Here is a 20,796-nt window from a genome sequence, read left to right as displayed (position 1 = left end):
AAACTTCTATTTTCAGGCATTACGGGCTTGAGCGCGAATTAATGGAATAGAGAGGTAACGTCCAGAGGCCAGATAGGCCACGGCGGGAGGCAATTTCCGCTTACCATAAGCCGATTTCCAGCGAAGCTCTGATTCAGGGTTGAAAAGGCCTCTCAGGAGGAGAATTCATGGCAGGGGAGTGTGACAACCATGGTGATGCCGCCGCCGACACGATTGATCGCGTATAGCTGGCCATGATGTATTCGGATGGCGCGGTCTGCAATGGCAAGGCCGATACCGAAGCCGCCGGTATCACGCTGCCTGGCGTTGTCGACCCGGTAAAAGGGTCTAAAGATATTTTGTAGCTCGCTCTCAGGCAAGCCTGGGCCGCGGTCACTGATGTTGAGTACGCAGATCCGGTGCCCCTCCCGCATCTCGCAGCCCAGGCTCATGTCCACTGACGATACTTCTTTTGTGTATCGGATAGCATTGCGCGCGATATTCTCGATCGCGCGATAAATTAATTCGGAATTGCCGTGCACGATGCAATCGCATGTTGCCTCCAGCTTGATCGAGCAGGACCGTTGTAGCGCCTCGAATTCGATATCGGGAAGGAGTTCCTCAAGAAGGTGTTTGAGACTGAACTCTTCACTATCGATGGTCGCATTGGCTGACTCCAAAGACGAGAGACGGAGGAGTTGCCCGATCAATGCATTCAGCCGGCCTGCTTCCCGTTCGATTCTCTCCAGATTCTCCGACATGGCCGCTGGCGCGTCTTCTCGGGCCAACTCCAGAGCGACGCTCAGTCGCGCCAGCGGAGAGCGCAACTCGTGAGACACGTCGCGAAGCAGCAGCTTTTGGGCGGCGACAAGCGATTCAAGCTGCTCGGCCATGTGGTTGAAGTCATGTTCGAGCCCTTGAATTTCATCTCCACCGAAGATTCGTGCTTCGCCATGTTGGCTGGGAATCCGCGTGTCGAGTTGACCGCGCGCAAGATCTCTTGCGGCAGCACGCAACCTTGCTATCGGTCTCGTCAACAGGAGCACCAGGATGAATGTGGTTAGCCCAAAGACCACGATAGCCACTGGCAACTGTGGAAAGGCAAAGTGCCAGAGATCGTGGCCCCAATGCCGCTTCTCGGCGTGATAGGGGATGGCCAGAAGAAATTGGTATTGCTTTCCAGAGGAAGAGACAACATTAGTTACCCAAAGATATTGAGTGCCTGCCTGGACCGAGAATACGGAAGAATTTCTTTCGGCTGTTAGTAACGCCTTGTTATATTCGGGAGCATTCGCCGCATCGCATGGAAAATTACCGGGAGGAGTGGCGAGATAGATCCTTTGGCGCAGAGAACTTGCATATTGATGGAAAGCGCTGCACCCTCCCTGCTCGTAGGCCTGCGCTGCTGCCGCACCTTCACTTTTTAAAGTGATGCCCAGTGCGTCAAATATCTGATCGGGACGCGTGAACCGGTGCTGCAGGATCAGCGTCGTCGAGATAATAAAGGTGAGGCTTTGAGCGACCCAGAAGAAAAAGAAGATCTTTGCGAAGAGTCCCCGCATACTTATTGCCCCCCTCGATTTCTGTGCGTCGCGGGAATTGCAAGCTGATAACCGACACCTCGAATAGTCTTGACTCTTTCACCCAGGCTGCAAGTCTCTTCCAGCTTTCGGCGTAAGCGGCTGATGTGCATATCCAGACTGCGATCAAAAGGATGTAACTTTCTTCCCAGAACCGCTTCAGCCAATCGTTCCCGTTCAACAACTTCGCCTACAGATCGCATGAGTGTCTGCAGCAACGAAAACTCTACATCGGTAAGCGCGACCGGCCTTCCATCGCAACTGACCGTGCGGGCCGATGCATCAAGCTCGAGTCCGAGTGCTGAAACAGAATCCGATGCCTGATTCGGGTTGAGCGCTGGCGATTCGGCCCGTGTGCCCCTGCGTAAAATTGCCCGGATTCGCGCCAGTAGCTCGCGAGGATTGAACGGCTTGGGTAGATAGTCATCAGCGCCAATTTCGAGACCTACAATACGATCTACATCTTCGCCTCGTGCGGTAAGCAGAAGCACGCTCATCGAGGAAGAGAAACGCAGTCTGCGCAAAACTTCAAAGCCATCCAGGCCGGGAAGCATGACATCGAGCAGGGCCATGGCATAGCTGCCTGTGAGCGCGAGTTTCAGTCCGGCTTCTCCGTTATGCACGGAAACAATGCGGAACCCGTGACGCCCCAGATAGTCGGTGAGCATCGTGCATAGGTCTACATCATCGTCAATGAGAAGAATCGTTTCCATGAAAGTTTGACTCTGTCCTCTCCGAGAGTACGCCTATTTTGACGGAATCACTGTGCTGGAAATGTAACAAAGTGTCACGTTGGAAGTGACACTTTGTTACGCGGCATTACCCATTGTGACCGCGTACGGAGGCTATTTGAAGTCTTCTGAGTATGCCTCTTGTTTGAGAGTGCGGATGCGTCCTCGGGCGCGGCTCAGGAGATTGAAAAATGTTTTCATTCAAAACTACAAAATCGGCAATCGTCGCTCTCTTCTTGATAAGCGCTTTGATCGGGATTCTAAGCACTGCAGTGTTTGCCCAGTCTCCGACCGGAACGCTGCACGGAACTGTTAGCGATCCGTCCGGAGCTGTGATCCCCAATGCCAAAATTACAGTGACCGGTTTGGATGGTGCTGCGTCCACAGCGCAATCGGGTTCGGATGGCAACTACCGCTTTTCGAAACTGGTGCCTGGAACTTATACGATTACCGTGGATGCAGAGAGTTTTAATCTCCCTGAACCGCTGACTGTGAAGGTGGGAGCGGAGAAGCCCAATCTGAAGAACATATCCCTTAGCATCGCTGTCGATCAGCAACAAGTCACGGTAAGCAGCCAGAGCACAGGGGTCGATGTTGCTCCGGACAATAATGCAGGCGCTATCGTCATCAAAGGCAAAGACCTCGATGCATTGTCGGACGATCCTGACCAGTTGCAGGATGAACTGAACGCTCTGGCTGGGCCAGCGGCTGGTCCGAGCGGTGGGCAAATTTATATTGACGGGTTTACCGGTGGTCAGTTGCCACCAAAGTCATCCATTCGCGAGATTCGCATTAATCAGAATCCCTTCTCTGCGCAGTACGACAAGCTGGGCTATGGCCGCATTGAGATTCTTACCAAACCCGGTACAGACAAGCTTCATGGATCGTTCATGGTGAATGGGAATGACTCGGCGTTCAACTCGCTTAATACTTTCGTGCCCAGCGAGCCGCCTTATTATTCAACATTTTTGATGGGAAATATCAGCGGATCGCTGAACAGTAAGTCTTCGTGGTTTATGAGCGCCTTTCAGCGTAATACGCAGGCCAACTCCATTGTGAATGCAGAGCTCCTTGATGCTTCCGGTCAGAGCTATAACTTTTCGCAGGCAGTTTCAAATCCGCAATCTCGATTGGATATAAGTCCGCGCCTCGATCTCCAGGTCACACCCAGCAACACATTAACTATTCGCTACATGTACGACCGAGTTAAGAACACGAACGATGGGGTTTCCCAGTTTGCTCTGCCGGCGCAAGGCTACAACACGCAAGATGAAGAGCAGACACTGCAGATGAGCGATACCCAGGTGCTAGGCGCACGCTGGATTAATGAGACGAGATTCCAATATATTCGGGACCGTGACAATCAGGTGCCGGAGAACACAACGCCGACAGTTACCGTGCAGGGCGCTTTCACCGACGGCGGTAACAATACCGGCACGTCGCGCGACAGCCAGGACCACTACGAACTACAAAACTATACGACCGCTGCACTCGGAAAGCACTCCATCAACTTTGGGGCGAGGTTGCGGCTGTTGCGCGATTCGAACTATTCGACGTCCGGATTCAACGGCAACTACACGTACTCTTCTCTCAGCGCTTATGCCGCGCATCAGCCTTCGCAATACGAGGTGACGGCTGGAACTCCTTCCGCCCAGGTGAAGCTCTTTGATTCAGGCCTCTTCTTTCAAGACGATTGGCGAGCTCGTTCCAACCTCACCTTGAGCTACGGGCTGCGCTACGAAGGCCAGAACCAGATCAGCGACCATGCAGATTTTGGCCCACGGTTCTCTTTCGCGTGGGCACCGGCGGGCTCGGGCAAAAAGGCCCCCCCCACCGTTATTCGAGGAGGCTACGGGTGGTTTTTCGATCGGTTCCAATACAGCAATGTCCTGCAGGCGGTTCGGCAGAATGGCATTAATCAGAAGCAGTATATTGTGAAGAATCCTGACTTCTATGAAAATGCGCCGTCGGTCGAATCGCTGAACAACGATCAGGCCGCTCCGACGACCTATCAGATTTCGCCTCATCTAAAAGCGCCGGTTAATATGCAAGCTGCAATTGGAGTCGAGCACCAGTTTGGGAAAGTAGCCACTCTTTCTGTGACCTATATCAATTCTCGCGGTGTCCACCAGTTGTACAGCGACAATATTAATGCATTCCTGCCGGGAACTTATGATTCTGACACCGGTACAGGCGTGCGGCCCAATGGCATCAATGAGAACCTCTATCAATATCAATCGGGCGGAGTCTACAACCAGAATCAGATCATCACGAACTTCAATATTCGTGCCAAGAAGCTGACGCTCTTCGGTTTCTATCTATTCAACAATGCGAAGGCAGATACCTCTGGCGTAGATTATTTCCCATCGAACCAGTTTGACCCCAAGGCAGACTATGGCCGCTCCACCTTCGATGTTCACAACCGCTTCCTGCTGGGGGGTAATTATCAGGCCCCCTTTGGAGTATCGCTAAGCCCATTTCTCGTCATGGACTCTGGTACGCCCTTCAACATCACGCTTGGCCAGGATCTAAATGGCGACAACCAGTTCAACGATCGGCCTTCCTTTGCCACAGCGTCAAGCATCGACACGATGCAGACCAAGTATGGAAATTTTGATTTGAATCCTGCCGCAGATGCGACGCGTATTCCGTACAACCTCGGAAATGGACCGAGCCAACTGAGCTTGAATCTGCGCTTGAGCAAATCCATTGGAATTGGTCCCAGAGTAGAAAGATCGAATGGCGGAAATAATGGCGGCGGCCCTCCTCCGGGTGGAGGCGGACACGGCGGCGGTCCTGGCGGTGGTGGTCCCGGCGGCGGCCTTGGCCCCGGAGGGTTGAGCAGCAGCGGTGGACGTCCTCCTTCTATGGGGCAGGGAGTTCCCAGAAAGTATTCGCTGTCCTTTACTGCCATGGGCAGAAATGTATTCAATAACGTCAATCTTGCAGCGCCGGTGGGAGTGTTAAGTTCAACTCTCTTCGGCAAGTCCAATGCTTTGGCCGGAGGCTTTTTCTCCTCTCCCTCTTCAAACCGCAGCGTCGATCTGCAGATGATGTTCAACTTCTAAACCAGCAATGGAGTTGTAATAGAAGACCAGACAAGCTTTATTGTTTCTTTACGGAAGTATCGAGAAAGTGCTGTAACCTTTTGGCTACCGGGGGGATCATATCTGCGGCAGATGGAAGGGCAGGCGAACGATTGGCTTGCTCCTTCCCTGGCTCAGATGCTATCTCACTGGCGGCCCCTCATTCTGAGGGTCCATATCCATTAATGTTAGCCGGGCGTTTTATCTCGGCTCAACCGCGAAGGAAGGTATCCTCTCTATGAAGAACTCCGCACACTCACTCGCTCTGGCAGCCGCATTTGCAGGTCTACTCGGCGGCACGACCGTTCGCCTTCATGCACAATCCGTTTCACCTACCGCTACGGCGGCGACCGCTCAATCGGCGCAGGCTGGCACGCTTCTCGCAAGCACTCCCTTGCCAAAGCACGCCTGTAAAGGCCAGAACGACTGTAAGGGACAGGGCGGCGGTAAGCATCCCGGCAAGAACTCCTGCAAGGGCCAGGGCGGCTGCGCAACTGACGGTTCCAAGCCCACCAAGGCTTAGTAAACCTGATCTGGAGGTCTGAGACGTTCAGACCTCCAGATTGATACGAAGCTCTCTTGGTAAAGGTGATGCAATGCCAGCAAATCGTTTCAACGGATTCACCAATTACGGTGTAGGTATAGGCCTGCGGGTGCCGCACTATAACCATATCTTCGAGCAGAAACCTGTCGTCGACTGGTTCGAGATCATCTCCGAAAACTACATGGTTGACGGAGGCCGTGCCCTTCAGGTTCTTGACGAAATACTTGAACGATATCGCGTCGTCCAGCACGGAGTGTCGATGTATTTCGGCTCGGCGCAGCCGTTGAATCGAGAGCACCTTAAGCGCCTGAAAGAGCTGACGCGCAGGACTAAGACTCCGTGGCTATCCGATCACCTCTGCTGGGGCAGCGTCGATGGCCGCTATACCCACGACCTTCTTCCCATCCCTTACACCTTCGAGGCCGTCAAGACGACGGCAGAACGCATTCGTCAGGTTCAGGACTTTATTGAGATCCCAGTGGCCGTCGAGAATGTAAGCAGCTATGCCGAGTTTCATCAATCCCAGATGACCGAGTGGGAGTTTCTCAACGAAGTCGTCGAGGCGGCAGACTGTGGAATCCTGCTCGACGTTAACAATATCTATGTCTCGTCGCAGAACCATGGGTTCAATCCGTCAGAGTATGTTGACAGTATTCCCGCGGAACGCGTCGCCCAGATCCATATTGCCGGGCACTCAAAGTTTGAGAAGTACACCTTGGACACGCATGACCATCCAGTGCTCGATCCGGTCTGGTCGTTATATGCGCGTGCCATCGAGCGCATCGGCGAAACCGCAACCCTGCTTGAATGGGACGACAATATACCGAGCTTCGACGAGGTACATGCCGAAGCTCTCAAAGCGAAGCGTTACCTCAGCACTTCAGCTACTCCAATGCCTTTCGAGGAAGCGGCGAACCATGAGGGGATGCACTCGTGAATCTCTTAGAGCTGCAAAGGCGTATGGCCGAGGATGTGATGCGGCCTCTCACGCCCGATTTCAGAATGCAGAGTTCGACCAGTGATGGATTCTCAACCAATACGCTGGCTGAGAGCTACATCAAGCCGAACGATCTTCTCTCTTCCTTCGATCGTCTCGAAATCTACAACCGTCAATACTGGTTTCGCGTCATCGGAGCCGTTGCAGAAGATTTTCCCGGATTGCTGGCGGTGCTCGGCGAAGAAAAATTCGACAAGCTGGTGCTGGCCTATCTCAAAGAGAACCCATCAACCTCGTTCACGCTTCGAAATCTTGGCTCGAAGCTACCGCATTGGCTAGAGAATCATCCCGAGTTCGCTCCCAGACGTCACGATCTGCTTGTCGATGTGGCAAAGCTCGAATGGGCGTACATCGAATCATTCGACGGAGCCAGCTTCACTCCCTTATCTGAGATTGATATCAGCGTTCTGACGGCTGAGTCTCATCTATCTTTACAGCCACATCTACAGTTGCTGGATCTTCGTTACCCCGTGGATGAGCTCATTCTAGCCGTCCACCGTGAGACTCCCGCTGCTGGAGTTGCCAGCAATGCAGCCTCCGAGCATAAGCACAAAAGCCTGAAGCGACTTCCGGTCATGCGGCGTTCAGCGATCCATCTGGTCATTCATCGCTTTCAAAACGAGGTTTATTACAGACGGATCGACCGCGAAGCCTTTCTTCTGCTCTCGGCGGTTCAGGCAGGAGCTACGATTGGTGCCGCCATCGAGGCAGCCTTCAACGACAGCGTCTTGTCCGCAACAAAGCAGGCAGAGAAGATTCAGGAATATTTTTCGCACGCAGCTGGGTTAGGCTGGTTTTTCCTGCCGCCAACTAGTTTGCCGTTGAAGCTATAGCGAATGATGAAAGCCAAAGTGCAGATATTCTTCAATCCCAATCAGCACCAGGGTCGCGAGAGACAGAAGAAGCTGCACGCGCTCCATCCTCAATTTTCTGGGGCTCAAAGGCTTCTGACGCCACTGCGAGGCTGGCCGATTGCGAAGATGACGAACATGCAGAAAGATCGCGAGATTCATTAACGAACCCACAAGCGCGATTGCAATCATTGGCCGCCGAATCCAGGCTGCGTGAAAGCGGACTACCTCTGCTCCGGCACCGGTCGTTAGTGCGAGCGCACCGATCCCAATTGCGAGACGCAGTCCATTAATCGCGACAACGGCCCCGCAGATGTTTTGAAGAAGAGCAAAGATAAAACTGGACCACGCGATCATGCGTCGAGTATTGTTCGCTTCGCCTTCCATGAGGCGGGTAGAGAGATCGTTCGATTGCGAAGACTGGACAGAATTGATCGGCATGGGCGCTCGTTTTCAGAGGGAAGGGAATCGTAAGTTTCCCTCGTATATCAGGATTTTATACGAGCGATAGAGCGATGTGCGTGCAAGGCGGCTTATGGAATATCGCGTGTCATGCTCCTCAATCGCTTTTCGACGGCGTAGGTTCAATCCCTCCCATCTCTTCGCTCAGGCGTGCGTGCAGGCGCTCGCTGAAGCCCAGCGGCAATTCGAACGTGCGTTCATCTGCTGTCAGGATCAGGATATTCCTCGTCGAATCTAGGATCGCCGAGCAGATCTCGCAGTGCTCTAAATGCTCCTGCACCAACTCCTTTACCTCCGAGGAAAGTGTGTCGTCCAGATAGCCGGAGATGTAATCCCAGACGTGCTTGCAATCTATAACCACGGCAACCACCTCCGTTTTGGATTCATCTGCTTCAATTGAGGCGCTAATCGTTTTTGCAACATAATGCGTGCCCGGTGCAGCCGCACTTTTACCGATGCGACGCTGATGCCCAGCGTCTCGGCAGTTTCATTGATGCTCAGTTCTTCGATATCCCTCAGCACAAAAGTCTCTCGGTAGATCAGCGGAATATCCGCCACGGCTTGCTGCAAGAGCTGCCGCACCTCCAGCCGCTCCACTGCCTCTGAAGGAATCTCTCGCCAATCGATGAGCACCGCCGGAGAAACATGCCCCTGTTCACCCGGAGGTTCGTCCAATGATTCCATCGGCACCGCGCTTTTGCGACGAAGTCGACTACGCGCCTCATTCAACGTAATGCTGATGAGCCATGTGCTGAACTTTGACTCGGCGCGAAAATTCTTGAGATTACGAAATGCCTTTAGAAAGGCCTCCTGTGCGACATCCTCCGCATCGGCTTCATTTTTAAGAAGCGCAAGCGCCATCACATAGACGGTTCGCTCGTAGGGGCGAATCAGGGCATGAAACTCATGCGAGTTGCCCTCCAGGATTGAAGCGATCAGTTGCTCCTCTTCCCGGATTGTGCTTCTTTCGATCATGTTGTCTCAGTCCATACCCGATAGTGCCTCGCCAACATTGCGTCCGCCGAGATCAAACCCGCGCCGAACACCAGAACCATGGCAGACGCGAAGAGGAACGTATAAGGATCGGCCGCATAAAACTTACCCGGATCGGAGAAGACCGAAAGGAGTGCTTCGCGGTCAGCAGTCCAGTACGCGGCCACCATATTCAAAGTTAACACCAGGCCGATCAATCTTGATCCAAGCCCCAGAATCAGCAGAATTCCACCAAAGAATTCCAACCCAGCTACAAAATGTGCGGTAGGCCCAGGGAAGGGAAGGTTGAGGCTCGCGAAGAAGTCGGTGACTTTGTCGAGATGGTGCAGCTTCCCCCAGCCCGACTGCACGAGCTGCCATCCCCAATAAAGCCGAACCAGCAGCAGAAAGGGCGACTGGAGATAGGAAGCAAGTTTCGAAAAGTGGGTGCCTAGTTCGATCAGTCTCTTCATCGCGCCTCTTCATCTGCTGTGTGCATCATTAGAGCGATCAGTGGCCAGGAAGTTACAGACAATGCTTTTTTGCCAGGATCGCTTGAGCCAAAAACACCGTTCCACTTCGGAACGTAGATGCAACGAAAGTTGTACGGATGAGATGGCCAATAGGAGATAGAGTTGCACCGTATCCCTTGACCTTCATTTACTTGCGACGTTGCCGGACAGAGCACGCGCAGTGCTTATTTTATCTGCGGTTCCTCTTCTCCAGGCCTTTGCAAGAAACACGGTGACCTTCAGGTCAGACCCGTATGTGCCTCTTTAGGAGTGTGTCTTTTGAAACGATTTGGATTCGCGCGACTGATTCTCTGTCTCGGTGTATTTGTTTGCAGCTTTCACGAAGCCTCTGCCCTTGATGTGTAACGCTGAGCGGCGATGCCAGCGTGAACTATGGCGCGCTCTCGAATCTGTACGTCGGGAATGGGAATACCACTTTTCTCCAGTTTGATCTGACTGCGCTGCCTGCCGGAACGACTTCGGCACAGTAGTGGAGAGGCGCTGTATTTTTCTCTCCAGCAGGCGAATGAAGACACAGAGAAAAAGCGCTTCTCAGAAAGAATCAAGCCGGATTCTTCTTTAACAAAATGCGCGATTGACAAGTCATCAAAATCGGATATTCTTTGCACCAGAAGTGGTGCAAAACAACCGTAGAGGGCGAGCATGACAGCGGAGCTAAACCTACTGGATGTTTGGATTCCCGAGCAGATGGAGCCGGGTACGTTATTCATGTTGGAGCGTGCTGGCGAACTGGGAAAGGCGGAGAACCCCTTCTGGGCGGTTCTGGCCTGTCCCTCCTGCGGTTCGCTCGGACTCATCACCCGACAGCAGTGCATGGGCAACGAGCCGATGATCTGCGGTTCGGACAAGTGTTCTGCAGAGTATTTTCTCGAAGATGGACGGATTCGTTATCGTCCTGCGAACTGAGGCTCCTCATTCGTGCCGCAGTGCCACAACAGGATCCATGTGCGATGCGCGAACGGCGGGCAACAGGCCGGAGACGATGCCGACCACGGCCAGAATGACGAATGAGATCAGCATCACTTCAGGCGAAGCACGCAGAATGATGTCGCCCTCGTGGTTGGCCGTTTTATAGATGTCGGAATAAAGCGGCATGGGCGGAATCATGTACGCTACCGCGATGGCAATGACCATCCCGATGACACCCGCGATGAAGGTAAGCGTAAGGCTCTCCAGTAGAAATTGAGAGAGAATGTCCCGCCGTCGAGCGCCCAGCGCTTTGAGCAGACCAATCTCTCGCGTCCGCTCGGTGACGGAGACCAGCATGATGTTCATGACGCCGACGCCGCCAACGCCCAGCGTCATCGCTCCGATGATGCCCAGCAGAAGCTCCAGCGCCGTGCTGAACTGCATGAGCTCGGCTGAATCCGCCACGGTGTCCCACGCGCCAATGGCCTTGTCGTCCTTGGGATCGAAGTGATGACGTTGTGCCAGTACCGCCCGAACTGCCTGAATGGCCTTGATGTGCATATCGCCCGAGATCGGTTGGAAGACGATGCTGTTGGGGTCTCGCTGGTTTCTTAGCAGCCGCATCATGTCGAATGGAATGAAGGCATTTTCGTTATCAGGCCCATTGTTCGACGAGTCCTGGATCTTATTCCGCAGAATGCCGATCACCTGAAAGGAATGGCCTTCGATATTCACCGACTCTCCAACCGGCGGGAATCCGTTAAAGAGCTTCTGTGCGGCGTGCGCACCGAAGATGACGACCTGACGATGATCGGTAAAATCCGCCGGCTCAAAGTATCGGCCATCTTCAACTTTGAGCCGGCGCATCTCTCCATACGGATATTCGATAGCCTTGCTCTGAATATTCACCACCTTGGCCCCATATTTGAAGCTGAAGGCATCGTCGGTCTCGGAGCTGACCGCGCGCAGGAAGGGAACTGTATCGCGAACGGCTTCGGTATCACCATCACGAAACTTCACGGGCTGGCCAGCGCGTTCGCCACCAGCCTGCATGCTCGTCTGGCCGCCCCAGACCATGATGACGTTATCGCCGAGACCCAGAAATCCGTTCATGACCTCCTGCCCGAGGCTCTTGCCATAGCTGAGCAGAAGCACCACTGTGACCAGTCCCCACGCAATGCCCAGCATCGTTAGACCCGAGCGCAGGCGATTGCGCAGCAGGGAATCGATACTTTGACGGATGATTTCACCAAGGTTCATCGCTACTCCGTTCGCAGGCATTCCATCGGGCTAAGGTTTGCCGCACGCAGCGCGGGATACGTTCCGGCAAAGAGCGTAATGACCGTAAGCGTGGCAAGCGAGGTAATAATCGCGACCGGAGAGATGACAGGATGGGGAACGAAGTCGGGTAGAGGCACCAATCGCATCAGCAGACACACGCCAACACCCACCGTCAGGCCAGTCACACCACTGACGATGGTAATGATTGCCGATTCGACCAGAAACTGTCGCCGGATATCGACGGCAGTTGCACCGAGCGCTTTGCGGATACCGATCTCCCGTGTTCGTTCGGTCACAGCGACCAGCATGATGTTCATCACGCCGATTCCGCCCAACGCCAGTGTCAGTAGGGCAACCGCGCCAAAGAAGAACGTCATCACCGAAAAGATGCGTTCCGTAAATTTAGAACCATCGAGCGTGTCCCAGATCCACAAAGCTTCCTTGTCGTCCGGGTCGTAGTGGTGACGCTCGGCGATGATGCGCTTCACCTCATCCAGGGCCTTCTCGTGCAGATCGGGTGAGACCGGCTCGACGACGATGTTGTTGACATAGCCGCGCTCGATGCCCGGATCGGTCGGCGGAAAATCGCGAGCCATGGACGAGTACGGTGCAAAGAGCTGCGTATTGTCCGGTCCGCTTCCATAGCTGCCGTTCTGCTTCTTATTCGCAAGTACGCCGATAACGGTGTACTCGTATCCGGCTACCAGCATCTTCTGTCCGATGACAGCCTTGCCAGGAAAGAGCTGCCGGTTCGCCTCGGCTCCGAGGAGAATGACGCGTCTGCCGTTGGCTTCGTCCTCGTCTGACATCAACCGTCCCTGATCGACCGTCAGCGAGCGAAATCGTTGGTATTCAGGCCATACACCTCGCACCGGACGCGAAGCGGCATTCCACTGGCTGACCTCCGAGACACTGCGCCGAATCTCAGGGCTAACGGTTTTTACCAGGTAAGCCCGTTGTTGAATCGCGATGGCGTCGTCGATGGTGAGGTTGATGTCCCGCCCCGCCGCATAGCCTCCGGCCTGCATTCCCGTCTTGCCGCCGAAGATGATGGCGATATCGGTGCCGATGCTGCGCAGATGTTGCTTCTGGTCCACATTAAAGCCGATGCCCAAGCCCACCAACAAAATGACCGACGTGATGCCCCACACAATTCCGAACATGGTGAGGAAGCTGCGCAGCTTGCTCTCCCATAGTGCGGATAGAGTTTGCCTGAATATTTCGCGTATCGGCATAGGCAATAGTATCCGCCTCGAAGAAATAAGAGCGGCCCTAATGAGAGATACGCAGGTGAACCGGGAAAGTTCCTCCGTCTGTGAAAGGGAGCTGATGCGTTACGATGGGAAGGCAGCCTATCTGCGTTCCGCCCGGATGGTGAAATCGGCAGACACAGCGGACTTAAAATCCGCAGACCATAAACGGTCGTGGGGGTTCAAGTCCCCCTCCGGGCACCAACTATTTTTTATCAACAATAAGATCAAACAGATAGATGCTCTCTAAAGAGCCGCATACTATTTCCCCAATATCATAACCTTCGAGGGGAACGTCTAATGGCAAACAGAAAAGTGGCGGTTTACAAGCAAATCAGGCTCAATGGCGCTTCTAAGCGCTGCCCGCCGTGGGTCATCCATAGGTTCGCGATGCAATCTGAAGGCTGATCATGTAGGACTAAGTTAATGCCTATATCTATATATCGTAGGACTAATTTGGCCCAAGTCTATCGTCGCCGCAAAAAAGGCTTTTCCAGACGACTTCGATGAACGCCTTGGTATCGAATTTCCTGAGAGGCTGATCGCCTTCGACTTCGGGCAGACCGCTTATGCCATGGCGCTTCATGCGCTGGTGGAGTGAAGAAGGGGTGAGGCGAGGATCGTGTACTGAAGCGCAAGAAGACAGTAGTCGAGCAGCAATAGCGCTCGCGAGCCAGCTTTGTAGAAGACGATAAAATTCCCTGCCGAGTTGACTCGGCAGGAAGAATCACTTCTTTTGGCTGGCGAGTTTCTTCTGCGCTTCGAGGAAGCGGCGGACGCGGTCGAGAGAACGGGCCTTGCCGAAGACGACCAGGCTTTCGAGCAGCGGGGGAGACATGGTGCTGCCGGTGATGATGGCTCGCAGCAGCATGAAGTTCTCTTTGACCGACCAGCCTTTTTCTTCGCCTAGTTTTTTTAGGGCTGGCTCCATGGCTTCGTGATTCCAGTCCGTGGCTTCGAGGACGATGAGTTGTTCGACAACGAAGGCAACGGTCTCTTCGAGCGAGCGCTTCTTGGGCAGGAAGACCTCTTGCGTGGGGAGAACGTCGTCGCGGAAGAAGAAGCTGGTGAGGTCGCCGAACTGGCCGAGCGTCTCGACGCGCTGCTGTATGAGCGGGGCAATCTCGCGGAGATAGTCGTCGGAGAGGACGGTGCTGCGCAGGGCGGTGTAGAAGGCTTCGGGCGTGAGGGCGCGGATGTACTCGCTATTGAGCCAACGCAGCTTGGTGAGGTCGAAGACGGGGCCGCCAAGGCGGATGTTGGGAACCTCGAAGCGCTTGATCATATCGTCGAGGGAAAAGATTTCGCTTTCTTTGGCGCCGTTGACGATCTCGATGGGGGTGGGCGAGGGCATGCCGCCGCCCATGAGGCCGAGGAAGTTGATCAGGGCTTCGGGGAGGAAGCCGGCCTGGCGGTAGTAGATCAACGAGACGGGATTTTTGCGCTTGGAGATCTTTGACTTGTCGATGTTGCGTAAGAGCGGCATGTGCCAGAAGCGCGGGAGCTGCCAGCCGAAGGCCTTGTAGAGCAGGACGTGTTTGGGCGTGGAGGAGATCCACTCCTCGGCGCGGATGACGTCGGTGATCTGCATGAGGTGGTCGTCGACGACGTTGGCGAGGTGATAGGTGGGGAAGCCGTCGGACTTCATCAGCACCTGATCGTCGATTGTGGAGTGCTCGAAGGTGATGTCGCCACGCAGTTCGTCGCGAAAGGTGGTTGCGCCTTCGGTAGGGACGGCCATGCGAATGACAAAAGGCTTGTTGGCGGCGAGGTTTGCTTCGATCTGCTCTGTAGGCAGATGGCGGCAGGTGCCGGGGTAGCGGGGCGGGAGCTTTGCCGCGATCTGCTGTTTGCGGGCGGTGTCGAGCTCTTCAGCGGTGCAGAAGCAGCGGTAGGCTGCTCCGTTGGCGAGCAGGAGGTCGGCGTGCTGACGGTAGATTTCGGTGCGCTCCGATTGGCGATAGGGGCCGTAGGGGCCGCCGACATCGGGGCCTTCGTCCCAGCCGAGGCCGAGCCAGCGGAGGGTGTCGAAGATCATCTGCTCGGAGGTGGGGACGAAGCGGGTGCGGTCAGTGTCTTCGATGCGGAGGACGAATGTGCCGCCGCGCTGGCGAGCGTAGATGAAGTTCAACAGGCCGATGTAGGCGGTCCCGACGTGGGGGTCGCCGGTGGGGCTGGGAGCGATGCGGACGCGGATAGTGGCTTCGGTGCTGGTCGTGGTCATGATATGGGCTAGACTTCGATGCTAGCAGAGCGAGGGGTGTGAGTGGGAACGCTGCTGCCTGCGCGGAATAGAGATAATGGCTGGATGACGAGATTCGACTGGAGCGGCGGGGCGTTGGCCGAGGGGTTGCGATGCTATCGCGCTGAGGAGTTCTTTCTCGCCCACGAGCACTGGGAGGGCGTGTGGCTGGAGGCGAAAGAGCCGGAGAAGACCTTTTTGCAGGCGCTGATTCAGACGACCGCTGCGTTTCATCATTTACAGCGGGGGAATCGCAGAGGTGCGGCGTCGTTGCTACGAGCAGCGCTGCGGCGGTTGGAGCCGTATGAGATTTCTTTTGGTGGCGTGAGGGTTGGGGTACTTCGCGAGGAGATCCATGCGTGTCTGCCAGCGTTGGAGGATGATGATGCTCCGCTGCGGCTTGCATCTCCGAAGATATTGCTGGAGACAGTATCCGGTGAGTCTGACTAAGGGAGGAAGAATTGATCCTGCCTCCCTTCATCAGGCGATTTCAGAGCTATGCTCCTAAAGCTATGAGCGATTCTTTGATGGTGGGAGTCCGTCCGGCTTCAATATCGTACCGGCGGATCTGATGAAACTTTGAAAGCACTGTGTTGGCTTTAGCGAGTGCCTCGATGCGTTCGGTATACTGCTCCAGCTTTGCGCCGGGAATCGCGAAGAGAGCGACATCGCTGGTCAGAACATCCAGATAGGCGCGGGCTCCGCAGCATCCCAGGCTAAGTGCAGCGCGGCCGGTGTTCATCACCTGTGGCACAACGGCGCACGCGGGGCGTCCCATTGCTGGGGCATTCTGGTTCTCCACCTGCTGGGTTGCCTCGGTCAGAACAAGCGACTGGTTGGCATCGACAAAGAGCAGCACAACGTCGGGTGGCAACGGTGTTTCGGTGAGCGGCGTGTAAACGACAAATTTGGATTGCGACTTAAGGACGGGGATCGAGGCTAGATCTTCTTCGCGCACGTAGCCAAGCTCGCCCAGGACTTTGAGCGTGTCCCCGAGATCGATCTGCTGCCGCTGTGATGGTTGCAGATTGTGCGTGTACACCCCGATGGAGCACATCTCATGATCGGCAGCGGAGGTTGCAAAGGATGCGGCAGCGGCGTCTTCCCAGAAGCGGCAGCCTGCGGAGACTCGTCCTGCATGCCCGCCGAGGCCGTCGGGAACGGTGTCTGTGAAGCTGATGGCTACCGGTGGCTGGCGGAGGTTCAAAGATTCGGACAGGGTCGCAGCAAGCTTTGCGTACATATTATTTTCCATGAGTTCCTTATTCAATCGATACGATCGGTAATGTGTCTTCAGGCTTTCGGTTCTGGTTCGGCTTTGAAACCCATGCTGGCGATGTAGGTTTTGAGCGTATCTTCTGCGACCTCTTTGGGATCGAACTTGATGATTACGTTTTCATCCGGATAGCTGGCCTTTGCCCATGCCACGCCCTTTTCCTGACGGAGAAGCGTCTCCAGTCCTACGGCGCAGGTGATGCAGGTGTATCCGCTGACGTGATAGGTGACGGTCTGTTTCTCTCCTGTTTTAATAGCCGCAATCGTTGCGAGGCTTCCGGTGCCGAGAGTGATGAGTTCAATAAATCGCCGACGGATCATTCTATTTTCTCCTTGTTCAGTGGCTAGTGTGCCACTCCGCTGCCTGCCTGATACTTCCATGCTGTCTCGATGCTTGCGTGGTCAGAAAAGCGCGTGTCTGTGTACTGGTTGAAGTCGAGTTTCTTTTTCAGGATTCCGGTCTCCATCATGAGATCGCGAACCATGTCGAAGTCGGCCTTGCGCGGCGCGAGCGGACTGTAGGTGACTCGGTCCATCGGCTTGGTGAGCGCCCAGCGCAGCAGCGCGGGCTTCTGGTTGTAGTAGAAGCGGCCTACAAAATCGGCAGCATCGTCGCGCTCCGGCTTTCCCTTGTCGAGCCAGAGGCCCGATCTTGCAATGCCATCGACGAGGGTTTGAACAGCATCCGGGCGACTGTCGATCAGGTCTTGCCTCACGACGAGAATGCATGACATATAGTCGGGCCAGTAGTCGCGCGCCTGAAAGAGTACGCGGCCATAGCCTGCCATCTCTGCCTGTGAGGGGAAAGGCTCGCCCATCGAAAATGCGTCGATCGCACCTGCGGCGAGCGCTCCGGAGACGTCGGGCGGGGCCATCTCAACCATCTTGATGTCGCCGGGCTTCATGCCGTTGACCTTCATTGCGCGAAAAAGAATAAGACGCTCGTCGGAGAAGCGGCTGGGAATCGCGACGGTCTTTCCTTTTAGATCGGCAACGCTGTGGATGGGACCATCTTTTTTGACGACGACGGCGCTGCCGTAGCGGTGTCCGAGGTAAACGACTTTGATGGGGACTCCCTGGGCGACGAGCGCGATGGCCATGGGAGCGACGATGAATGCCGCCTGTACCTTATTCGAAATGAGAGCTTCTTTCATCTCGGGGAAGCCCTGAAACATGCGCGGCAGAAAGATCTCCCCGTTCTCTGAATACTTTGAGATGTAGTCCGTCACCGGGCAGGTGAGCTGGCAGGTCACGGGGAGGTAGGCAACGGTGATTTTTCTCTGCGATTCTGGGCGGTAGTCATTAAGGACGGCGGCCCAATTTACGTTGAGATAAGCGTGAAGCGCGGAGATGAGAACGAGCCATCCGATAGAGCATAGGAGGATTTTGGTTTTAAGCTTCATTGCGGAATCCCCAGCGAACTGATTTTATTTTTTCAAGCCGACGGAAGCCTAAGTCCAAGGCCAGTCCAATGACACCGATCAGAAGCATGGCCGCGACGACCAGATCGTAGCGCTTGCCGGAGTTGCGGGAGTCGATGACGAGATAGCCCAGGCCGGAGTCGACGGCGATCATCTCGGCAGCGACCACGACCAGCCATGCGATGCCGAGCGCGATGCGCAGGCCGACGATGATCTGCGGAAGCGCAGCAGGGAAGACCACCTGCCTAAGCAACTGCTGCGGGGAGAGGCCGAAGTTGCGGCCCGCGCGCCGGTATACCGACGGCACATTGGACACTCCATCGATGCAGGCGACGACGATGGGGAAGAAGGCACCGAGGAAGATAAGGAAGATCGCAGCGTCATCGCCAACCCCGAAGAAGATGATGGCCACGGGAATCCATGCAATGGGGCTGATGGGGCGCAGAATCTGCATGACCGGATTGACCACATAGTCGGCTGACGGATACCAGCCGAGGACCAGGCCGAGCGGGATTCCGAGTGCAGTGGCAGCACCGAAGCCGATGGCTACGCGGCGGAGGGAGTCGGAGATATCGCCCCAGAGGACGTGCTCCCGGAGCAGCTCGGCCATGCCCCGTTCCACTTCGAGAGGAGATGGGAAGATATCTGTTGCCGTCCAGATGATGCAATAGTGCCATGCTGCCAGAAGCAGCGCGGAGACCAGCAGCGGCCAGAAAAACTTCTCCCATCTTCTCGGCTCCGCCAGTGTGTTCATACCTTGTGCGCCAGTCCGATCTGCTTGAAGATTCCGTCGCGGAGCTCGAGATAGCGAGGCGAGCTGATATCGCGAGGGTGGGGAATATCGATGGTAACAATCTGCTGAATGGTGGCGGGGCGGGCGCTCATGACGACGACGCGATCTGCGAGTTGGACTGCCTCATCGATGTCGTGGGTCACGAAGATGATGGTCTTGCGCTCGGCCTCCCAGATGCGGAGCAACTCGCCGCGCATGATGAGGCGCGTGATCGAATCGAGAGCGCCGAAGGGTTCGTCCAGAAAGAGCATGTCGGGATTGACGGCAAGGGCGCGAGCTACTTCCAGGCGTTGCTTCATGCCGCCGGAGAGCTCCGGGGGATAGGTCTTCTCGAAGCCTTCCAATCCGACCATCTTGATGTAGTACGCGATGCGCTGTTCGCGTTCCTGACGAGATAGCTTAAATAAACCGAAGCCTATGTTGCCTTCGACGGTGAGCCACGGAAAGACGCCGCGTTCCTGAAACACAAAGATACGGCGGGGATCGGGACCGCGCACTGCTTCACCATCGACTGTGATCTCTCCGCTGGTAGGGGAGAGAAACCCGGCCATGGTATTCAGCAGGGTGGATTTGCCGCAGCCGGAAGGCCCGAGCAGGCATACAAATTCTCCGTCGCCTACATCGAGGTTGATGTCTTCCAGAACGCGCGTGGTCTTGCCGTCGCGCTTGAAGACCATATTGACGTGCTCTGCGCGCAGCTTCGTCTGTGTCTGGGAGGCTGGGTTGATCGCGACTGTTTCCATTGACGCCACTATTAATTAATCCTCCGAATAGCTCCAGCGAGACGATTTAATATTTTCAAGCGACCGTATCCCCATATCGAGGAGCAGGCCAATGATGCCGATCAGAACCATTCCAGCGACCACGAGGTCGTAGCGGTTGCCTGCGTTGCGGGCATCGACGATGAGAAAGCCCAGGCCGGAATTTACAGCGATCATCTCGGCGGCAACCACAACCAGCCAGGCGATGCCCAGTGTGATCCGCAGGCCTACGATCAACTGAGGGGTGACGGCGGGGTATAAGACGCGGTAGATGAGGTCGAAGGAGCTGAGGCCAAAGTTTCGGCCTGCGTTGATGTACACGGTAGGGACGCTCTGCACAGCATTGATGGCTGTCAGCAGCAACGGAAGAAAGCAGCCAAGAAAGATAAGAAAGATGGCTGCAGCATCGCCGACGCCAAACCAGAGAATTGCGATCGGGATCCAGGCCAGGGGAGAGATTGGGCGGAGGAGTTGAATAATCGGGTTGAACGCCATCTCGGCGCGGCGATACCAGCCGATTGCAAGGCCAAGCGGGACAGCCACAACGACCGCCAGGACGAAGCCCCAGGTCACGCGAAACAGCGATGCGACGATGTATTTGAAAAGCACACCATGCCGCACCAGATCGGCGATGCCGCCGACAACGCCCCATGGGCCCGGCAAAAGATGGACGGAGCTTCGACTGATGGCGATCTGCCACGCCGCAAGCAGAACGATGATAAATAGAATCGGACGAAGCCGGACGCGCAGGTTCACAGGTTATGGCCTTTGCAGGTTTCGACGCTGTCGAACGTGAGCATTGCAAAATCTCCAATGAAGTCTTGCTTCGTAGCCCTGTTTAGCGGACAGGGCGTCCATCGCCAGATGCGCTGTCATGAAGAGAGCATCTGAGCTGTCAACCACTTTATACAATCTGGCGTATCAACCTACTAAATAGTAGACCCTGAAGTTGTCTTCTTCTATCAATCTTAAGATTGAGTTTGTCTCAAATCTTAAGGCTAGGACTTTGCTGGAGAGTCTGCCATGATTGAGTGGCGAAGGGAAGTAGAATTTAGACTTGAGTCCAGTGATGGATGATTTAGGGCTCGAATGCTATAGGTACGGTGCAGCCTCCAAAATTGAAGATCCC

The 20,796-nt window shown here is 55.1% G+C and carries 22 protein-coding genes, 1 tRNA gene and 1 pseudogene; 7 read left to right on the top strand and 17 right to left on the bottom strand.

Annotated features, from left to right (window positions below; genetic code table 11):
- Positions 1-152: 152 nt before the first annotated feature.
- Both GSQ81_RS20210 and GSQ81_RS01535 read right to left on the bottom strand, forming a co-directional pair.
- Complete coding sequence (locus GSQ81_RS20210; RefSeq protein ID WP_256369649.1) at positions 153-1,541, bottom strand: ATP-binding protein; 1,389 nt, start codon at positions 1,539-1,541, stop codon at positions 153-155.
- A 2-nt stretch (positions 1,542-1,543) separates the two neighbouring features.
- Complete coding sequence (locus GSQ81_RS01535) at positions 1,544-2,272, bottom strand: response regulator transcription factor (RefSeq protein WP_158908984.1); 729 nt, start codon at positions 2,270-2,272, stop codon at positions 1,544-1,546.
- Positions 2,273-2,481: 209 nt separating this feature from the next.
- Between GSQ81_RS01535 and GSQ81_RS01530 the strand changes: the two genes are divergently transcribed.
- The 4 genes from GSQ81_RS01530 to GSQ81_RS01515 all read left to right on the top strand — a co-directional run bounded on the left by GSQ81_RS01530 (position 2,482) and on the right by GSQ81_RS01515 (position 7,750).
- Positions 2,482-5,358: a TonB-dependent receptor gene (locus GSQ81_RS01530; RefSeq protein ID WP_158908983.1), complete on the top strand. Its 2,877-nt coding sequence runs from the start codon at positions 2,482-2,484 to the stop codon at positions 5,356-5,358.
- A gap of 256 nt (positions 5,359-5,614) precedes the next feature.
- Complete coding sequence (locus GSQ81_RS01525) at positions 5,615-5,899, top strand: hypothetical protein (RefSeq protein WP_158908982.1); 285 nt, start codon at positions 5,615-5,617, stop codon at positions 5,897-5,899.
- Positions 5,900-5,972: 73 nt separating this feature from the next.
- Positions 5,973-6,857: a DUF692 domain-containing protein gene (locus tag GSQ81_RS01520; RefSeq protein WP_158908981.1), complete on the top strand. Its 885-nt coding sequence runs from the start codon at positions 5,973-5,975 to the stop codon at positions 6,855-6,857.
- Positions 6,854-7,750 (top strand): DNA-binding domain-containing protein, encoded by an 897-nt coding sequence (locus GSQ81_RS01515; protein ID WP_158908980.1) that lies wholly within the window; start codon positions 6,854-6,856, stop codon positions 7,748-7,750. Before GSQ81_RS01520 ends, GSQ81_RS01515 begins: the two co-directional genes overlap by 4 nt.
- On the opposite strand, the gene GSQ81_RS01510 is transcribed toward GSQ81_RS01515, so the two are convergent.
- The 5 genes from GSQ81_RS01510 to GSQ81_RS01490 form a co-directional block, all read right to left on the bottom strand.
- Positions 7,745-8,209, bottom strand: coding sequence for a hypothetical protein (locus GSQ81_RS01510; protein ID WP_158908979.1), 465 nt, complete (start codon positions 8,207-8,209; stop codon positions 7,745-7,747). The genes GSQ81_RS01515 and GSQ81_RS01510 overlap by 6 nt on opposite strands.
- 118 nt (positions 8,210-8,327) lie before the next feature.
- On the bottom strand, positions 8,328-8,591 hold the full coding sequence (locus tag GSQ81_RS01505; RefSeq protein ID WP_158909845.1) for an anti-sigma factor: 264 nt from the start codon (positions 8,589-8,591) through the stop codon (positions 8,328-8,330).
- A complete protein-coding gene (locus tag GSQ81_RS01500; protein WP_158908978.1) occupies positions 8,582-9,205 on the bottom strand; it encodes a sigma-70 family RNA polymerase sigma factor in 624 nt (207 codons plus the stop codon). Before GSQ81_RS01500 ends, GSQ81_RS01505 begins: the two co-directional genes overlap by 10 nt.
- Positions 9,202-9,675 (bottom strand): DoxX family protein, encoded by a 474-nt coding sequence (locus tag GSQ81_RS01495; RefSeq protein ID WP_158908977.1) that lies wholly within the window; start codon positions 9,673-9,675, stop codon positions 9,202-9,204. Before GSQ81_RS01495 ends, GSQ81_RS01500 begins: the two co-directional genes overlap by 4 nt.
- A 377-nt stretch (positions 9,676-10,052) precedes the next feature.
- Positions 10,053-10,379: a hypothetical protein gene (locus GSQ81_RS01490; RefSeq protein WP_158908976.1), complete on the bottom strand. Its 327-nt coding sequence runs from the start codon at positions 10,377-10,379 to the stop codon at positions 10,053-10,055.
- Between GSQ81_RS01490 and GSQ81_RS01485 the strand changes: the two genes are divergently transcribed.
- Positions 10,378-10,641, top strand: coding sequence for a hypothetical protein (locus tag GSQ81_RS01485; protein ID WP_158908975.1), 264 nt, complete (start codon positions 10,378-10,380; stop codon positions 10,639-10,641). The genes GSQ81_RS01490 and GSQ81_RS01485 overlap by 2 nt on opposite strands.
- Before the next feature lie 6 nt (positions 10,642-10,647).
- On the opposite strand, the gene GSQ81_RS01480 is transcribed toward GSQ81_RS01485, so the two are convergent.
- Entirely contained in the window at positions 10,648-11,904 is a 1,257-nt protein-coding gene (locus tag GSQ81_RS01480; RefSeq protein WP_158908974.1) for an ABC transporter permease, read from the bottom strand.
- Positions 11,905-11,906: 2 nt separating this feature from the next.
- On the bottom strand, positions 11,907-13,160 hold the full coding sequence (locus tag GSQ81_RS01475) for an ABC transporter permease (RefSeq protein WP_158908973.1): 1,254 nt from the start codon (positions 13,158-13,160) through the stop codon (positions 11,907-11,909).
- Positions 13,161-13,290: 130 nt separating this feature from the next.
- Here GSQ81_RS01475 and GSQ81_RS01470 point away from each other — a divergent pair.
- Positions 13,291-13,379, top strand: a tRNA-Leu gene (locus tag GSQ81_RS01470).
- 322 nt (positions 13,380-13,701) lie between these two features.
- Here the strand turns inward: GSQ81_RS01470 and GSQ81_RS19930 are convergent.
- Both GSQ81_RS19930 and gltX read right to left on the bottom strand, forming a co-directional pair.
- Positions 13,702-13,838, bottom strand: a pseudogene (locus tag GSQ81_RS19930) (IS481 family transposase); the annotation flags it as partial.
- 64 nt (positions 13,839-13,902) lie between these two features.
- Positions 13,903-15,399, bottom strand: a complete 1,497-nt coding sequence (gltX, locus tag GSQ81_RS01465) for a glutamate--tRNA ligase (RefSeq protein ID WP_158908972.1) — start codon at positions 15,397-15,399, stop codon at positions 13,903-13,905.
- Positions 15,400-15,483: 84 nt separating this feature from the next.
- On the opposite strand from gltX, the gene GSQ81_RS01460 reads away from it, so the two are divergent.
- Positions 15,484-15,867 carry a DUF309 domain-containing protein gene (locus GSQ81_RS01460; RefSeq protein ID WP_158908971.1) on the top strand — a complete coding sequence of 128 codons (384 nt, stop codon included), beginning with the start codon at positions 15,484-15,486 and terminating at the stop codon, positions 15,865-15,867.
- A gap of 46 nt (positions 15,868-15,913) precedes the next feature.
- Here GSQ81_RS01460 and GSQ81_RS01455 read toward each other — a convergent pair whose 3' ends face one another.
- From GSQ81_RS01455 to GSQ81_RS01430, 6 genes are read right to left on the bottom strand one after another with little or no spacing between them, the layout of a single operon-like run.
- Entirely contained in the window at positions 15,914-16,660 is a 747-nt protein-coding gene (locus GSQ81_RS01455; RefSeq protein WP_216846352.1) for a DUF169 domain-containing protein, read from the bottom strand.
- A 50-nt stretch (positions 16,661-16,710) separates the two neighbouring features.
- Positions 16,711-17,013 (bottom strand): heavy-metal-associated domain-containing protein, encoded by a 303-nt coding sequence (locus tag GSQ81_RS01450; RefSeq protein ID WP_158908969.1) that lies wholly within the window; start codon positions 17,011-17,013, stop codon positions 16,711-16,713.
- A 23-nt stretch (positions 17,014-17,036) separates the two neighbouring features.
- Positions 17,037-18,095, bottom strand: coding sequence for an ABC transporter substrate-binding protein (locus tag GSQ81_RS01445; protein ID WP_158908968.1), 1,059 nt, complete (start codon positions 18,093-18,095; stop codon positions 17,037-17,039).
- Complete coding sequence (locus tag GSQ81_RS01440; protein WP_158908967.1) at positions 18,085-18,867, bottom strand: ABC transporter permease; 783 nt, start codon at positions 18,865-18,867, stop codon at positions 18,085-18,087. Before GSQ81_RS01440 ends, GSQ81_RS01445 begins: the two co-directional genes overlap by 11 nt.
- On the bottom strand, positions 18,864-19,649 hold the full coding sequence (locus GSQ81_RS01435) for an ABC transporter ATP-binding protein (protein ID WP_158908966.1): 786 nt from the start codon (positions 19,647-19,649) through the stop codon (positions 18,864-18,866). Before GSQ81_RS01435 ends, GSQ81_RS01440 begins: the two co-directional genes overlap by 4 nt.
- A gap of 15 nt (positions 19,650-19,664) precedes the next feature.
- A complete protein-coding gene (locus GSQ81_RS01430; RefSeq protein WP_158908965.1) occupies positions 19,665-20,423 on the bottom strand; it encodes an ABC transporter permease in 759 nt (252 codons plus the stop codon).
- Positions 20,424-20,796: the final 373 nt, after the last annotated feature.

The sequence above is a fragment of the Granulicella sp. L56 genome, assembly GCF_009765835.1.
Taxonomy (GTDB): domain Bacteria; phylum Acidobacteriota; class Terriglobia; order Terriglobales; family Acidobacteriaceae; genus Edaphobacter.
Note: the sequence above shows the minus strand (reverse complement) of the source record. Positions and strands in the feature narration are given on the sequence as shown.

What these genes read in the sequence shown, in the direction of transcription:
- GSQ81_RS20210 (WP_256369649.1), bottom strand. Translation starts at nt 1,541, where the DNA reads ATGCGGGGACTCTTCGCAAAGATCTTCTTTTTCTTCTGGGTCGCTCAA.
- GSQ81_RS01535 (WP_158908984.1), bottom strand. Translation starts at nt 2,272, where the DNA reads ATGGAAACGATTCTTCTCATTGACGATGATGTAGACCTATGCACGATG.
- GSQ81_RS01530 (WP_158908983.1), top strand. Translation starts at nt 2,482, where the DNA reads ATGTTTTCATTCAAAACTACAAAATCGGCAATCGTCGCTCTCTTCTTG.
- GSQ81_RS01525 (WP_158908982.1), top strand. Translation starts at nt 5,615, where the DNA reads ATGAAGAACTCCGCACACTCACTCGCTCTGGCAGCCGCATTTGCAGGT.
- GSQ81_RS01520 (WP_158908981.1), top strand. Translation starts at nt 5,973, where the DNA reads ATGCCAGCAAATCGTTTCAACGGATTCACCAATTACGGTGTAGGTATA.
- GSQ81_RS01510 (WP_158908979.1), bottom strand. Translation starts at nt 8,209, where the DNA reads ATGCCGATCAATTCTGTCCAGTCTTCGCAATCGAACGATCTCTCTACC.
- GSQ81_RS01500 (WP_158908978.1), bottom strand. Translation starts at nt 9,205, where the DNA reads ATGATCGAAAGAAGCACAATCCGGGAAGAGGAGCAACTGATCGCTTCA.
- GSQ81_RS01495 (WP_158908977.1), bottom strand. Translation starts at nt 9,675, where the DNA reads ATGAAGAGACTGATCGAACTAGGCACCCACTTTTCGAAACTTGCTTCC.
- GSQ81_RS01485 (WP_158908975.1), top strand. Translation starts at nt 10,378, where the DNA reads ATGACAGCGGAGCTAAACCTACTGGATGTTTGGATTCCCGAGCAGATG.
- GSQ81_RS01490 (WP_158908976.1), bottom strand. Translation starts at nt 10,379, where the DNA reads ATGCTCGCCCTCTACGGTTGTTTTGCACCACTTCTGGTGCAAAGAATA.
- GSQ81_RS01480 (WP_158908974.1), bottom strand. Translation starts at nt 11,904, where the DNA reads ATGAACCTTGGTGAAATCATCCGTCAAAGTATCGATTCCCTGCTGCGC.
- GSQ81_RS01475 (WP_158908973.1), bottom strand. Translation starts at nt 13,160, where the DNA reads ATGCCGATACGCGAAATATTCAGGCAAACTCTATCCGCACTATGGGAG.
- gltX (WP_158908972.1), bottom strand. Translation starts at nt 15,399, where the DNA reads ATGACCACGACCAGCACCGAAGCCACTATCCGCGTCCGCATCGCTCCC.
- GSQ81_RS01460 (WP_158908971.1), top strand. Translation starts at nt 15,484, where the DNA reads ATGACGAGATTCGACTGGAGCGGCGGGGCGTTGGCCGAGGGGTTGCGA.
- GSQ81_RS01455 (WP_216846352.1), bottom strand. Translation starts at nt 16,660, where the DNA reads ATGTACGCAAAGCTTGCTGCGACCCTGTCCGAATCTTTGAACCTCCGC.
- GSQ81_RS01450 (WP_158908969.1), bottom strand. Translation starts at nt 17,013, where the DNA reads ATGATCCGTCGGCGATTTATTGAACTCATCACTCTCGGCACCGGAAGC.
- GSQ81_RS01445 (WP_158908968.1), bottom strand. Translation starts at nt 18,095, where the DNA reads ATGAAGCTTAAAACCAAAATCCTCCTATGCTCTATCGGATGGCTCGTT.
- GSQ81_RS01440 (WP_158908967.1), bottom strand. Translation starts at nt 18,867, where the DNA reads ATGAACACACTGGCGGAGCCGAGAAGATGGGAGAAGTTTTTCTGGCCG.
- GSQ81_RS01435 (WP_158908966.1), bottom strand. Translation starts at nt 19,649, where the DNA reads ATGGAAACAGTCGCGATCAACCCAGCCTCCCAGACACAGACGAAGCTG.